General features: G+C 35.7%; 12 protein-coding genes. All 12 read right to left on the bottom strand.

Annotation, left to right across the window (positions count from 1 at the left end; all coding sequences use genetic code 11):
* Positions 1-317: 317 nt before the first annotated feature.
* Entirely contained in the window at positions 318-572 is a 255-nt protein-coding gene (locus DFR56_RS05860; protein WP_110394507.1) for a DUF3243 domain-containing protein, read from the bottom strand.
* A gap of 298 nt (positions 573-870) precedes the next feature.
* Positions 871-1,587: an elongation factor P 5-aminopentanone reductase gene (gene ymfI, locus DFR56_RS05855; RefSeq protein ID WP_110394506.1), complete on the bottom strand. Its 717-nt coding sequence runs from the start codon at positions 1,585-1,587 to the stop codon at positions 871-873.
* 12 nt (positions 1,588-1,599) lie between these two features.
* Complete coding sequence (gene yfmH, locus DFR56_RS05850) at positions 1,600-2,883, bottom strand: EF-P 5-aminopentanol modification-associated protein YfmH (RefSeq protein ID WP_110394505.1); 1,284 nt, start codon at positions 2,881-2,883, stop codon at positions 1,600-1,602.
* Complete coding sequence (gene yfmF, locus DFR56_RS05845; protein ID WP_110394504.1) at positions 2,864-4,168, bottom strand: EF-P 5-aminopentanol modification-associated protein YfmF; 1,305 nt, start codon at positions 4,166-4,168, stop codon at positions 2,864-2,866. The genes yfmH and yfmF overlap by 20 nt, the downstream gene beginning before the upstream one ends.
* A 631-nt stretch (positions 4,169-4,799) precedes the next feature.
* The gene (locus DFR56_RS05840) at positions 4,800-5,753 is read right to left on the bottom strand and encodes an ABC transporter permease (protein WP_110394503.1); all 954 of its coding nucleotides are present in this window, start codon (positions 5,751-5,753) and stop codon (positions 4,800-4,802) included.
* Positions 5,754-6,800: an ABC transporter permease gene (locus DFR56_RS05835; RefSeq protein WP_244916431.1), complete on the bottom strand. Its 1,047-nt coding sequence runs from the start codon at positions 6,798-6,800 to the stop codon at positions 5,754-5,756. It abuts the gene before it with no gap.
* Positions 6,797-8,326 (bottom strand): ABC transporter ATP-binding protein, encoded by a 1,530-nt coding sequence (locus tag DFR56_RS05830; RefSeq protein WP_110394502.1) that lies wholly within the window; start codon positions 8,324-8,326, stop codon positions 6,797-6,799. Before DFR56_RS05830 ends, DFR56_RS05835 begins: the two co-directional genes overlap by 4 nt.
* Before the next feature lie 96 nt (positions 8,327-8,422).
* Positions 8,423-9,559 (bottom strand): BMP family lipoprotein, encoded by a 1,137-nt coding sequence (locus DFR56_RS05825; protein ID WP_110394501.1) that lies wholly within the window; start codon positions 9,557-9,559, stop codon positions 8,423-8,425.
* Positions 9,560-9,735: 176 nt separating this feature from the next.
* Positions 9,736-11,997, bottom strand: a complete 2,262-nt coding sequence (locus DFR56_RS05820) for a DNA translocase FtsK (RefSeq protein WP_110394500.1) — start codon at positions 11,995-11,997, stop codon at positions 9,736-9,738.
* A gap of 423 nt (positions 11,998-12,420) precedes the next feature.
* The gene (locus DFR56_RS05815; RefSeq protein WP_110394499.1) at positions 12,421-12,642 is read right to left on the bottom strand and encodes a YlzJ-like family protein; all 222 of its coding nucleotides are present in this window, start codon (positions 12,640-12,642) and stop codon (positions 12,421-12,423) included.
* On the bottom strand, positions 12,642-13,358 hold the full coding sequence (locus DFR56_RS05810) for a ClpP family protease (RefSeq protein WP_110394498.1): 717 nt from the start codon (positions 13,356-13,358) through the stop codon (positions 12,642-12,644). The genes DFR56_RS05815 and DFR56_RS05810 overlap by 1 nt, the downstream gene beginning before the upstream one ends.
* A 124-nt stretch (positions 13,359-13,482) precedes the next feature.
* Positions 13,483-14,349, bottom strand: coding sequence for a 4-hydroxy-tetrahydrodipicolinate synthase (dapA, locus tag DFR56_RS05805; RefSeq protein ID WP_110394497.1), 867 nt, complete (start codon positions 14,347-14,349; stop codon positions 13,483-13,485).
* Between the last annotated feature and the right edge of the window lies 1 nt (position 14,350).

Genomic DNA, 14,350 nt, shown 5'->3' with positions numbered 1-14,350 from the left:
AATTTTACCTAATCGCCTACGTAATTGCAATACAATCAATGTATAATATTGATGAAATGTTTCCAACTATTGTCCGTATGCAAAATATCGATTTTCTAAGAACAGTAAAAGCAGAAGCGGTCTTACAGGCTAAACGTGTAATGTCCTAGGACTACATTTTCGCTCGTCCCCAACGAAAAAGCTTTGCGATTACTCGCCACAATAGACATTGTGCATTGAAGCTAGACACAGCTACTAGTACAAATAAATTTTATACGTATCATTTCCTAGACCATGAAAAAGAAGCTACATAACTAAATATATAGCTTCCATACTTTTTACTGTTTACTATTTTGCACTAATTTGATCATCGTGCTAGCAAGTGCACGTTGTTCTTCCTCAGATGCTGCATTCCATAGCTCTTGTAATACTCGTTCCTCTTTATTTTCAGGCTCGACATGTCGACTTAAATAGTCACCTACATGTTGTGCAACATTGGTAATCGATTGATTACTCATTCCATGATCTTTTGCTTGATCAATTTTATTTGCTAAAAAATCTTTCCATGTTGAAAAATTATCTAAAACAGACATGAAATTACCTCCTTATTTTTATGGATAGTATTTATCGAATGTTCATTTATTATGCATTAGAAAACTTGGCAGTCGCTAAAGAAAACATGCCCCTTCATAGGGGTATGCCGACGTTAGGCGCAAAGCCTGTTCTTAGTCGGCCTTCCCTGAAATAGTCGCTAAGGCGGTGACTGAGTGATGCTGCGCTTATGTAAATAAGGGATTACTTATTTACCAAGCATTTATTGCGATGCCATAAATGTACTTATGCGAGTCAAAAAAGTGTCTATACTACCTGCTAAAAAATAAGGGACTGTTTTCACCATCCGCCATTAATATTAACGATTTCACCTTGAATATAAGTAGATTTATCACTCATTAAAAAACTTACTGCATGCGCTACGTCCATAGCCATTCCAGCACGATTAAGTGGGATATGTGAAATAATATTTTCTCTTTCTGAATGGTGTAAATGTTGATTCATTTTTGTATCAATAAAGCCAGGACTAACTGCATTTACTGAAATACCGCTTGGCCCTACTTCTTTCGCCAATGCTTTTACAAAACTATTTTGAGCGCCTTTTACAGAAGAGTAGATCACTTCATTACTTGCCCCAACATTCCCCCAAATCGATGTAATAAAGATAATGTTACCAGATCTTTCTTTAATCATCATCGGTAAAAAATGTTGGATAATGAGCCAAGGTGATTTCACATGGAGTGCGAGCATCTTATCCATATCTGTTTCTTCTGCATCTTGAAACAATCCGATATGAGCAGTACCACTTACATAAATGATCGCATGAACTGAAAAAGCAACTTCATGACATAAATACCGAGCACCTTCACCTGTTGTTAGATCAGCTTGAACAATTTGCAAAATAGTTTGTTCATCAAGTTCTTTCAATAAATGTTCCAAAGATGATCGATTTTGATGATAATGCAGAATAAATGAATATCCTTCCGCACTAAGCTGTTTCGTAATGGCACTTCCTATATCCCCACTTGCCCCTAATATTAAAACATTTTTTTGCATGATCTCACCTAGTTATTCTTTGTCAATTTTACATACGGTTAAACGTTTTTCATCAATCCATTGCACTAAAAAATCATTTACTTCAGTTAAAGTTAACGCTTCAAATGCTGAAATAAGTGTAAAATAGTCGATTCCCATAAAATAATAGTGAATAAATTGATTTGCGATACTTTCGAGTGAATTCATCGAACGTAAAATTTGTCCAATTCTTCTTTTCTTCATCGTTTGTAAGGCATCTTCCGATAATTTCATCGTTTTAGTGCTTACTAATTGTTCTTTCACTCGTGTTGCAAACTGTTCTGGTTCCCGTGTATTACTGCTTATGAGGGAAAAGTTAAAACTTTCTTCCACCGTTGTACTGTATTCAAAACTATCATCAATTAATTGTTCCTCATACAGTTGTTCATAAAATGTACCACTTGGAGAATAAAAGTAATCTAATAATAAGCCTTGTAACATTTCTGCTTTTAAGAATGCCTCATTATGTGGTTGCTTCGTTAATTCCTTTATTCCGATTGTTACTTTTGGAATGGAAACTGGTAAGTGAATGACATTTTCTTTTACAACAACAGTTTCCGGCTCTTCTGTTGCTTTTCGTTTTACTTCCGTAGATGATGGAAAACTTTTCTTCGCTTGATTTAGTTCAATTGTCCGTACCATTGATTGGGCATCAAAATTACCAGTAACAAACAGCACCATATTAGCTGGATGGTAAAACGTATGATAACAAGTATAGAGATCTTCTTTTGTAATCGTCTGAATAGAAGAGACAGTTCCCGCAATATCGATATGTACTGGATGGTGTTCATACATATTTCTTATTGTTCCCATAAATGATTGCCAATCCGGCTGGTCATCGTACATTTTGATTTCTTGCGCAATAATTCCTTTTTCTTTTTCGACCGATTCATCCGAGAAAAATGGAGATTGCACAAAATCAAGCAACGTTTCGACGTTTTTTTCGGCCATTTTAGTCGTTGAGAATAAATATGCTGTTTTCGTAAACGATGTATATGCATTTGGAGAAGCACCTTGGCTTAAAAAGTCTGTAAAAACATCCCGGTCTTCTTTTTCAAATAATTTATGCTCTAAAAAATGAGCAACTCCATCTGGGACAGTCGTTTCCTCATTCCCATTGATCGGAATAAATGTCCGATCAATGGAGCCATAATTCGTCATAAAAATTCCATACGTTTTCGCAACTTCTTCTTTTGGTAATAAATAAACTTGTAAACCATTCGGAAGTTTTTCTGAATAGATCGTTTCTTCAATCAAATCATACGTCATTTTTTCCATCTTTACCACCGCCTTCTTTATTCGTTAATAAGTAAACAGTATCTAAGTCAATCTTTTTTGCTACTTTAACGATCTCTTCTTTCGTCACCTTTTGAATGTTTTCTATGAATTGTGCAGGGGAGATTTCTTTTTGTGCTATTACTTGTTGATATAACAGTTCAATAATCCCTTGAGGATGATCCAATGTTTCTTGTATTTCACTAATAATTAGTTCTTTTGTTTCTTCCATTTCTGATTTAGTGAAATCTCCTTCTTTCATTGCCTTCATTTGCAATTCAATAATATCTCTAGCTTGTTGATAGTTTGTTGATTCAATTCCACTAAAGATGATCAATAATCCTTTATGGCTTTCAATTCTTGATGACGCATAATAAGCTAAACTATGCTTTTCACGAACATTTTTAAAAAGTTTAGCATTTGGAAAGCCGCCAAATAAACCATTAAATATATGTAAGGCAAAATAATCCTCGTCTTGATATGTACAATTTGTTCGATAACCAATATGGAGTTTTGCTTGTTGAATATCTTGAACCTCAACTACTTTTTTTGGTTCATTACGGTTAACCTTCTCTTCACTCAACTCCAAATCTGACTGCACATATTGTTTTCGCTTAAAAATATTTGTTATCTTTTCTCCCATTTCTTCTACATGGAAATCACCAAGTATATAAATATCCATCCTGTCTTCTTGAAGTAATTGTTCATAATATTTGTACATATCGGCTGCTTGAATGGCCTCTAAGTCTTCTTCATAACCATTAGGATGAATGTGAAAGATTTCGTCTTGACACATTTCATCGATTAAACGCATATTGGCATATGCTAATTTATCGTCATAAATAGAGTTAATTTTATGTTTTAACGTTATTTTTTCTCTCTCTACTGTCTTTTCGGGAAATGTATTTTCCTCCAAATAAGGGGCATAGATTAAATTATGTAATAGTTGTAAGCCTTCATCGATCACTGTTGATTCATCATGGATGAATTTTTCATTTGCGACTTCTAGACGGAAACTAATAATATGATTATTCCCTTTTTTCGTCCCATCGATCGATAAAGTAGCACCATATAATTCATCTAATTGTAACATTAATTGTTTTTCAGACGGAAAGTCTTTTGTCCCTTGTTGTAAAATATAAGGTAGAAGGGCTCTTTTTGTAATGGTACTTCTATGTAATGGTGCTTTACATTTTACGACAATATTTACCGTTTTAAATTTTTTACTAGGGATCAAATGAAAACGAATATGGTCTTTATCCGTTGTTTTTTCAATTAATTCGAACATATACATTACTCCCTTTCGCAATATATGGAATACTGTTAATGTAACATTTTCCAGCAATTTTATACAATAATTAAGAATGTAGTATCAAGACTTCACATATAATCATTTACTTTTCATTGGAAGAACAACGAAAAAGGCTATCACGAAACATTTAGTGTGATAGCCGCCGATTTGCTTCTAAATTTACTAACCAACTTTCGCCCCGATAAGATAGTTCCAACAGTTCACTTGGTTAAGCTTTGGATGCTTCTAATGATATCCATTACAATCTTAGTATAATAAACTGTTTGCCAAAAGATTAAGACTACGAAAACTTCACCTTGCAAATAGTTTTGTTAATATTTACATATAAGAATGAAACCGTGCAGTAGCTTCGAAATAGTAAATGGCCCATCGCTACGGAAATGCACTTCGCTTTCCGTGCATTTTCTTCGCTAAGGTGACGTTGAATCATTACGGTAATTTATGTTTGAAATAAATAGGTGGAAACAAACTACTTAGAATAAACAAGTAATCCTATGTCAGCTTGAGCATTGTATCGTCACCCTACTTCATTCTACGAAGGCATTTTTCCACTTCACTCTGCGAAAGGTAAGTTACTAATATTATTTGCTAAAAATCAAGCAAAAGATTATCTGCTTCCTTTAATATATGGATTTCCAAGGGCACTTGGTGCTTCCGCTCGACCAATAAAGCCTGCTAATGCTAAAATAGTTAACACATAAGGTGCAATAAGTAAAAATACTTGTGGCACATTCTGTAGAAGTGGAATTCCAGCACTAATGACGCTTAAACTCTGGGCGAATCCGAAAAACAGCGCTGCCCCCATTGCCCCTAGTGGATGCCATTTACCAAAAATAACGGCAGCTAGTGACATAAACCCTTGTCCAACGATTGTTGATTGAGAAAAATTAAGTGCGATCGTTAAAGCAAAGACAGAACCGCCTAGACCACCGAGTAATCCAGATATGATCACCGCGATATAACGCATTCGGTATACATTAATTCCATTTGTATCAGCTGCCATTGGATGTTCGCCCACAGCACGTAAACGTAATCCAAAAGGCGTTTTATAAAGGACGAACCAAGCTAAGAATGCCACGATAATGGCGATATAAGAAGTAATATACACTCCTTTAAAAAAGATTGGTCCAATAATAGGAATATCCGATAATATTGGAATATTCATTGTATAAAATGGTTTTGATACCATATCTGTTTGCCCTTTATCATACCATTGTTTCGTTAAAAAGACGCCTAATCCTAATGCTAAAAAGTTAATGGCAATACCACTTACGACATGATCCGCTCGTAATGATACAGTGGCAACGGCATGAATAATTGCAAATATCCCAGAAACTAGCATCGCTACAAGGATCGATATCCATGGAGTCCAAGCACCAAAAACATGTGCGAAAGTAAGATTAAACACAATTCCAACAAAAGCACCCATGACCATTAAACCTTCAAGTCCAATATTTACAACGCCAGAACGTTCACTAAAAACACCACCTAAGGCAGTAAATATAAGGGGTGCGGAAAAGAATAATGCTGGTGGTATTATCGATTGTAGTAGATCAACCATTTATTTAGCCCCCTTCTTAAACCGAAGTAATATCCAACGAATTAAATAACTTGATGCAACAAAAAAGATAATAAATGCGATGATAACATCAACTAATTCACTTGGCACACCAGCTTCTGTCGGCATATTTAATGCACCTACTTTTAATACACCAAATAAAATAGCAGCTAAGATAACGCCAATGGCTGTATTTGCCCCGAGTAAGGCGACAGCAATTCCGTCAAACCCTAAATTGGTAAACCCGGCCTGAATAGACATATTTCCAAATGTACCTAACCCTTCCATCGATCCAGCGAGTCCGGCGAATGCCCCAGAAATAATCATTGCTAAAATGATGTTTTTATTTACATTCATTCCCGCATATTCAGATGCATGTTTATTAAAACCGACAGACCGAATTTCAAAGCCAATTGTCGTTTTTTCGATAATAAACCACATAATAAGTGCTACCAGTAGTGCAATTAAAATTCCGTAATGCATTCGAGAATAACTTGTAAAAGTAGCTAACCATTCAGATGAAAGGGAAGCTGTTGCAGCAATTTTTTCTGTTTTATCGGCTTGTTCGGTTAATACATTTCTAATAATCGCATTTGCACTATACAATGCAATATAATTAAACATAATCGTTACAATTACTTCATGAACCCCTAGTTTTGCTTTTAAAATTCCTGGAATAAAGGCAACGAGAGCACCTGCAAGAGCTGCAACGATAATAGCAAGCGGCAAATGAATATAAATCGGTGCTTCAATGGATGTCCCAATCCATACAGCTGCAAGCCATCCAGCAATTACTTGCCCCTCTGCACCAATATTAAATAGTCCTGCTCTAAAGGCAAAAGCTACTGCAAGACCAGTTAAAATATATGGAGTCACTTGTCGAATCGTTTCTCCAAAAAAGTATAAATCTCCAAAAGCTCCTTTCCACAGTGCTGCATACCCTTCAATTGGATTATAACCATAAATTAACATAATAATTGCACCTGCAAGTAAGCCAATTAAAACGGAAAAGAGTGGTACTAGAATATTGAATAATCTATTTGTTGTCACTCATCTCCACCTACTTTCTCACGAATACTCCCTGCCATTAATAAACCTAGTTCTTGCTCATTCGTCTCTTCTGGTTTTAGATCAGCAACAATTTGACCATCAAAGATGACGACAATCCGATCACTTACGTTGATTATCTCGTCAAGCTCGAATGATAATAATAAGACAGCTCGTCCATTATCTCTTTCCTCGACTAGCTTACGATGGATAAATTCAATCGCACCTACATCAAGCCCCCGAGTCGGCTGAGCAGCGATAAGTAAGTCTGGAGAACGATCCACTTCACGCCCAATAATAACCTTCTGCTGATTTCCACCAGATAAGGCACTTGATTTCGTATGAATAGAAGGTGTTCTAACGTCATATTCCTTTACGATCCGTTCGGCAAACTCATTTATTTTATCATAATGTAGCATTTTATTTTTAGAGTAAGGTTGTTTATAATAGGATTGTAATGCAACATTTTCACTTACCGGAAATTCAAGTACAAGTCCTAATTTTTGACGATCCTGTGGAATATGGGCTAGTCCTCTTTCCGTTATTTCACGTGGTGGTAAATTTGTAATTGGTTCATTATTTAACGTAATTGTTCCTGACTCCACCTTTTTTAACCCCGCAATTGCTTCAATTAATTCTGTTTGTCCATTTCCATCGATTCCAGCAATCCCAACAATTTCATTAGCTTTTACTTCTAAATTAAGTCCTTTTACAAGCGCAACATTTCGACTATCGTTTACATGAAGGTTTTCCACTTTCAGAACAACGTCACCCGGAGTTGCTTCCGCTTTTTCTGTTTTAAAACTAATTGCCCTACCAACCATTAAAGAAGCTAATTCATCAACAGATGTATCCGAAACGTTGACTGTACCTATTCCAACCCCCTTTCTAATAACTGTACAACGATCACAAACTTGCATAATTTCTTTTAGTTTGTGGGTGATTAGAATAATGGATTTCCCTTCCTTCACTAAAGATTGCATAATTTCCATTAATTCATTAATCTCTTGTGGCGTTAAGACTGCGGTTGGTTCATCTAAAATAAGTACATCTGCACCACGATATAACATTTTTAATATTTCAACACGTTGTTGCATCCCTACTGAAATATCTCTTATTCTCGCTCTAGGATCGACCTGTAAACCATATTGATCGGAAAGCTTTTGTACTTCTTGCTCGGCTTTTTTTAAATTGGTTAATCCAACTTTCGTCGGCTCACTACCAAGGATAATGTTTTGCGTGACGGTAAAAGGTTCCACTAACATAAAATGCTGGTGAACCATTCCAATACCAAGATCATTAGCAATATTTGGGTTCGTTACTTGCACCTTTTCCCCTTTAATTCGAATGTTACCTTCTTCTGGTTGATAAAGGCCGAAAAGGACGTTCATTAGGGTTGATTTTCCGGCACCATTTTCTCCTAATAATGCGTGAATTTCTCCCTTTTTAACTTGTAGAGTAATATTATCATTGGCAACAATACCTGGGAATTCCTTACGTATGTTTAACATTTCAATGACGTATTCCATCGTATCACTTCCCTTGTCAACTTTTCATCCATTTGTTCAAAATCCATTTAAGAAAAAAGGGCTAGAAATGTACTAGCCCTACTTTTCTATTTCATATTATAGTCCTTCTTCAAACTCTTTTAATTCAGCGCGTGATTTAGGAACGTCAAGTTCACCGTTTTTAATTTTCTCTTCCCATTCCGCAACAGCTGAGCGAATGTCTTCTGTAAAAGCATCTTCATTCGTTTCTGCAACAGATACTCCTTCATCCTCTAAACCAAAGACAATCGTCTCTCCACCAGGGAATTCTCCAGCCATTGCAGCATTTGTTACCTCATGAACGGAAATATCCACCCGCTTGATCATTGATGTTAATGTAACACTTGCACTTTTATCTTCATTTAATCCTTCTTCATGTTGATCACGGTCTACCCCAATCACCCAAATTTCTCGATCGGGATCGTTTCGTTTAATATCTTTCGCTTCTGCAAATACTCCGTTACCTGTATTTCCTGCTGCATGATAGATAACATCAATATCGCTATTATACATATTTGATGCAATTAATTTCCCCTTGTCAACTGCATTAAAGTCTTCTGCATATTGAATTTGTACTTCAATATCAGGATTAACTGATTTAGCACCTGCAACAAATCCTACTTCAAACTTATTAATTAAGTCTGAGTCTACTCCTCCAAGAAAACCAACTTTATTTGTTTTTGTTTTCATTGCAGCAGCAACACCTGCTAAAAATGAACCTTCATGTTCTGCAAATGTAATACTAGCAACATTTGGAGCATCAACCACAGTATCTACAATAGCAAAATAGTTGTCAGGATTTTGTTCAGCAATATCTGCAACTGCATCTTCTAGTAAAAATCCGATTCCAAATATGATATTAAAATCGTTTTTGACAAGACGTGTAAAGTTTGGTAAATAATCACTATCATCTTCTGATTGAGCATAATCATAACCAGCTGCACCTTTTTCGAGACCGTGTTCTTCTCCCCAAGCTTCTAAACCTTCCCAAGCAGATTGGTTAAACGACTTATCATCAATTCCACCAGTATCTGTTACCATTGCAACTGAAAAGTCTCCACTATCTTCTGTTGCATTGTCTTCTGTTGCTTCGTCGTTTGTGTTATCAGCATCATTTGTTTCTTTCTTATCATCATTTGCTCCCCCACAAGCAACTAGAAACATACTAAAAACAAATAATAATAAAATAGATAATAAAAGTTTGTTCTTTCTCATTTCCTCTCCTCCACATTCATCAGATATTTAAAACCAAGTACCATTTTACCCCCCTTTAAAATGTACTTAAAATATCTTTCTTCCCATAATACGACATTTCTTATAATAATTAGTCATACTACCTACAAATTAATATACCATTTTTATATCTTTTTAGAAATTAAAATTTAAAATATTTACGAACTTTCCTCATTTTGTTGTGATAATAGCACAGCCCGCGGCTTATTTCCTTCATATGGTCCAACAATATGACGGTCTTCCATCGCATCTATTAATCTAGCTGCCCTCGTATAACCGATTCTAAATCGTCGTTGCAACATCGAGACACTTGCACTTTGCATTTCGACCACTAATTGGACTGCTTCATCGAATAGTTCATCATCTACTTCATTCATATCACTTGATTGTTCTTCTGGAATCATCTCTTCTTGGTAAGTAACTTTTTGTTCGTTAATACAATGTGTCACGACACGTTCTACCTCTTCATCCGATAAAAAAGCACCTTGTACACGAATCGGTTTCGACATCCCAACAGGAATATATAACATATCTCCCCTACCTAATAGCTTTTCTGCTCCTCCGATATCAAGAATTGTTCGAGAATCGACCTGGGAAGAGACGCTAAATGCAATTCTTGAAGGAATATTGGCTTTGATTATTCCAGTAATAACATCAACAGAAGGTCTCTGTGTCGCAATAATTAAATGAATTCCAGCAGCACGAGCCATTTGTGCAAGTCGAGTAATAGAATCCTCTACATCTTTAGAAGCTACCATCATCAGATCTGCAAGTTCATCTACTAATACGACAATATATGGTAACAATGGTTGCTTCTCACCTGTAAGCTCATTTTGTCTTTGCATATAATTATTATACCCTTCTAAATTACGAGTTCCAGTGTCAGAAAAAAGCTCGTAACGATATTCCATTTCGGCAACTACCTTTTTTAACGCAACAGACGCTTTTTTCGGATCAGTCACGACAGGTGTTAATAAATGTGGTATTCCGTTATATACATTTAATTCAACCTTTTTCGGGTCGATCATCATCATCTTTACTTCATCTGGTTTAGCGCGCATTAAAATAGAAGTGATAATACCATTAATACAAACACTCTTCCCACTTCCCGTTGCTCCTGCAATTAATAGATGGGGCATTTTATTTAATTCACCTTGTACGATTTCACCTGAAATATCTTTTCCCAAAGCGAATAATAGTTTTTTATTTTTATTCGTCGTTATATCTAACGCTTCGCTTAATGAAACAGTTGCAATTTCTTTGTTAGGAACTTCTATTCCGACCGCTGATTTTCCAGGTATCGGTGCTTCAATCCGGATATCTTGTGCAGCTAAAGCTAGCGCAAGATCATCTTGTAAGCTAATGATTCTACTTACCTTTACCCCTGCCTCTGGATAAACTTCATATTTTGTTACTGCTGGTCCGACATGTGCTTTAGTAATTTTTGCTTTTACACCAAAACTTTGAAACGTTTGTTCTAACATTTGTACTGTTTTCTGTATTTGCGATTTTTCCCGTTGTTGGGTATGTTTTACTGGTTCAGATAATAAGTGTGGTGATGGTAATTCATAATGATCCATGCCATTTTCAATTTCATTTGGCATATGCTCTATCATTTCTTCATCTTCTACTTCTTGTTCATGGTCATCCATTGGGATGATCAGTTGCCCATTCGTAGATTCTTCAAAAGAATATTGCACATCCACTTCCTCCGGTTCATGCTTGTCCATTTCGATAGGAGGTTCAATTGTTTGTGAACCATTTTCAGTACTTGCTTGTGTCGTTTCTGCTTTAGTCGCTTTTTTTTCTTCTCTTCTTTCTTTTATTTTTTTCACTAATTCTATGAAAATGTTTTTCAACTTAGAGTAAAAATTGCCGATGGATAGATTGGTCATAAAAATAAACCCTATCATTAATGAAAAAACGGCAACAATTTTTGCTCCCGCTGAAGAGAATAAAAAATAATTCGCTGCAAATAATATTCCGCCTATTAAGCCACCGCCTAATTGACTACTAACACCTTCCCCATTTACAAAAGCGATAAAATGATCCCATGTTGCTTTTATGATGGAAGTTTCTTCCGTATCGATTAATAATTTTTCAAAGGTTTGAATATGAGTAAATAACAAAATTCCTAAAAATAAAATAAGAAAGCCAATCTTTCTTTTCGTAAAAAAAGTAGGAAATTTTCGTTTGATTACTAGAATGATTCCAATGACTAAAAGGATAATGGATGCTACAAAATACCATACCCCTAATAAAAGTCTAAAAATATTCTCTAGACTTGTCGGTATAAATCCGTCACTAATCATAGAAGCACCACTACCAAAAATAGATAAAAAGATAAATAATATCCCGATTAGTTCATATTGCAGTTGCTTTGTTAACCGCGTTCTTTTACGCCTTTTTTTCCTTGCCATAAAAATTTCACCTCAACTTTATCTAGGTGGATTATTTCTGAGAAAGCTTAGCATACACTAAAGAAAACACGCCAACTGGCAAGCCGTTAGGCGAAGACAGAGGGGATGTTGCCTTATGTAAATGAGTAATTAACTTATATACCAAGCTATAATTGCACTGATCCGAGTCAAGAAAATGTTATCTTTTCTTATCTTCAAATAAAAAAAGCTATCTTAAAGTAATGTCCACGAAATAAAACACCGCTTTCCCTCTGGAAAAAGCAAGTCGTGCGTTCCTTTTAACAAGCTTCCTCTTTCCCGCGGTAAGATGCGGGTTTTATCATCAAGATACCTTATAGATAGCTTTTACATAGTATGTAAAAAATCAAGCCGTACAAAGTCACTTTGCATTTTCCTTGTGACGCTCGTCTCTAGTATACCATATTATTTCCTTTGCTGAACGAATTCATTTTCTAAAATAGTGCCCGGTGTCAAAGAAGTATTTAAATAATCTTGTGGGTCTGTTGACATTAGTTGTACCAATTGCAATTCCCCGTGCTCTGTTTCTTTTACATATAAAGTCCGCCCTTGATAAGTGACATATTTATATCCTTCCATTTGTTCAGGAAACACTTCATGATAAGATAAAGGAGTATAAAGAACCACTATAAATCATTCCCTTGTTTTACTTTACTAATCAGCTCATTTATTTTTGACATTGCATCTTTCACTCCACCTACATCATTAATTAATTTATAATCAACTGCCTCTACTCCAACAAGGTTTGTACCAATATCTCTTGTCAAGTTTCCTTTAGCAAACATGAGCTCTTTAAAATGTTTTTCTGAAATATTGGAATGATTCACGACAAACTGAATGACTCGATCTTGCATCTTATCCAAATACTCAAATGTTTGTGGCACACCGATCACAAGTCCAGTTAACCGGATTGGATGAATCGTCATCGTAGCAGTAGGCGCAATAAAGGAATAATTTGCAGCCGTAGCAATTGGTACGCCAATGGAATGACCACCCCCTAAAACGATGGAAACAGACGGCTTTGACATAGAAGCAATCATTTCTGATAAGGCTAGTCCTGCTTCTACATCCCCACCAACTGTATTTAATAGGATAATTACTCCTTCAATTTTAGGATTTTGCTCTATGGCAATTAGTTGTGGTAAGATATGTTCATATTTCGTCGTTTTATTTTGTGGAGGAAGTTGCATATGGCCTTCAACTTGCCCAATGATTGTTAATACATGGATGTTTGATTCAGGTGCTTCAGGTACATTCGTTTGACCTAATTCTTTAATTTTCTCTACAATTTCAGAAGGTGATATATCCTCAGCTTGTTCTTCATTCTCTTTTTCATCTTTCATCCAATCATCACTCCCTAACAATATGTTCTAACTTAGTATGAACAAAAGAATATGCTTCATACATGAGCAAATGTGATCAAGTTAGGGAGCGCATAATAAAAACATCAGCATCATACTGATGTTTTTATCCATTTATGATTTGTTTTAATTTAACTAATTCCGCTTCTGATAAATCAACGAGCGGTAACCGAACCGACCCTACATCAATACCTTTTAGTTTTAATGCTGCTTTTACTGGTGCAGGAGATGGTGCCATAAAAAGCCCCGTCATAATTGGAAAATTTTTCAGATGAAGCGCCGTTGCTTTTTTTGTATTACCTTCTAGAAATGCAGTAACCATTTCATTTATTTCATTTCCAATAATATGGGAAGCAACGGAAACGATACCAATAGAACCAATTGCTAGCATTGGTAATGTTAAACTATCATCTCCACTATACACATAAAAGTCAGGCCTTGTTTGGGAGATAATCGTTGCCACTTGATCTAAATTTCCACAAGCTTCTTTTACAGCAATAATATTATCAATTTCACTTAACCGGATAATTGTTTCGGCATTTACATGGACACTACATCGCCCGGGAATATTGTATAACATGATTGGTAAAGTAGTTGCTTGTGCGATTTGTTTAAAATGTTCATATAGTCCAGCCTGATTTGGTCGGTTATAATAAGGTGCAACGAGCATAATCCCGTCTACACCATAATTTTCAGCTATTCTCGTTAGCATGATTGTTTTTTTCGTATCGTTCGTCCCTGTCCCGGCTAAAACAGGGACGCGATTGTTTACGACCGTTACGACATGATCATATACCATTTCCGTTTCTTCTAACGAAAGAACAGGTGATTCACCTGTTGTTCCTGTAATAACAAGTCCTTCCGTTCCGTTATTTAGTAGATGTTCAATAAGTTTTGTCATTTTGTTTAGGTCGATCTGATCATAAGCATCAAACGGAGTAACCATAGCTGTTAAAACATGGCCGAAATGCATC

Origin of the sequence: Pseudogracilibacillus auburnensis, assembly GCF_003201975.1 — a bacterium.
GTDB classification, from domain to species: domain Bacteria; phylum Bacillota; class Bacilli; order Bacillales; family Amphibacillaceae; genus Pseudogracilibacillus; species Pseudogracilibacillus auburnensis.
The sequence above is the reverse complement of the archived record's forward strand: the minus strand, read 5'-3'. Positions and strand labels throughout refer to the sequence as shown.

Bases quoted from the DNA above. Each gene is read 5' to 3' on its own strand.
- DFR56_RS05860 (WP_110394507.1), bottom strand. From the start codon at position 572: ATGTCTGTTTTAGATAATTTTTCAACATGGAAAGATTTTTTAGCAAAT.
- ymfI (WP_110394506.1), bottom strand. From the start codon at position 1,587: ATGCAAAAAAATGTTTTAATATTAGGGGCAAGTGGGGATATAGGAAGT.
- yfmH (WP_110394505.1), bottom strand. From the start codon at position 2,883: ATGGAAAAAATGACGTATGATTTGATTGAAGAAACGATCTATTCAGAA.
- yfmF (WP_110394504.1), bottom strand. From the start codon at position 4,168: ATGTTCGAATTAATTGAAAAAACAACGGATAAAGACCATATTCGTTTT.
- DFR56_RS05840 (WP_110394503.1), bottom strand. From the start codon at position 5,753: ATGGTTGATCTACTACAATCGATAATACCACCAGCATTATTCTTTTCC.
- DFR56_RS05830 (WP_110394502.1), bottom strand. From the start codon at position 8,326: ATGGAATACGTCATTGAAATGTTAAACATACGTAAGGAATTCCCAGGT.
- DFR56_RS05825 (WP_110394501.1), bottom strand. From the start codon at position 9,559: ATGAGAAAGAACAAACTTTTATTATCTATTTTATTATTATTTGTTTTT.
- DFR56_RS05820 (WP_110394500.1), bottom strand. From the start codon at position 11,997: ATGGCAAGGAAAAAAAGGCGTAAAAGAACGCGGTTAACAAAGCAACTG.
- DFR56_RS05810 (WP_110394498.1), bottom strand. From the start codon at position 13,358: ATGAAAGATGAAAAAGAGAATGAAGAACAAGCTGAGGATATATCACCT.
- dapA (WP_110394497.1), bottom strand. From the start codon at position 14,349: ATGCATTTCGGCCATGTTTTAACAGCTATGGTTACTCCGTTTGATGCT.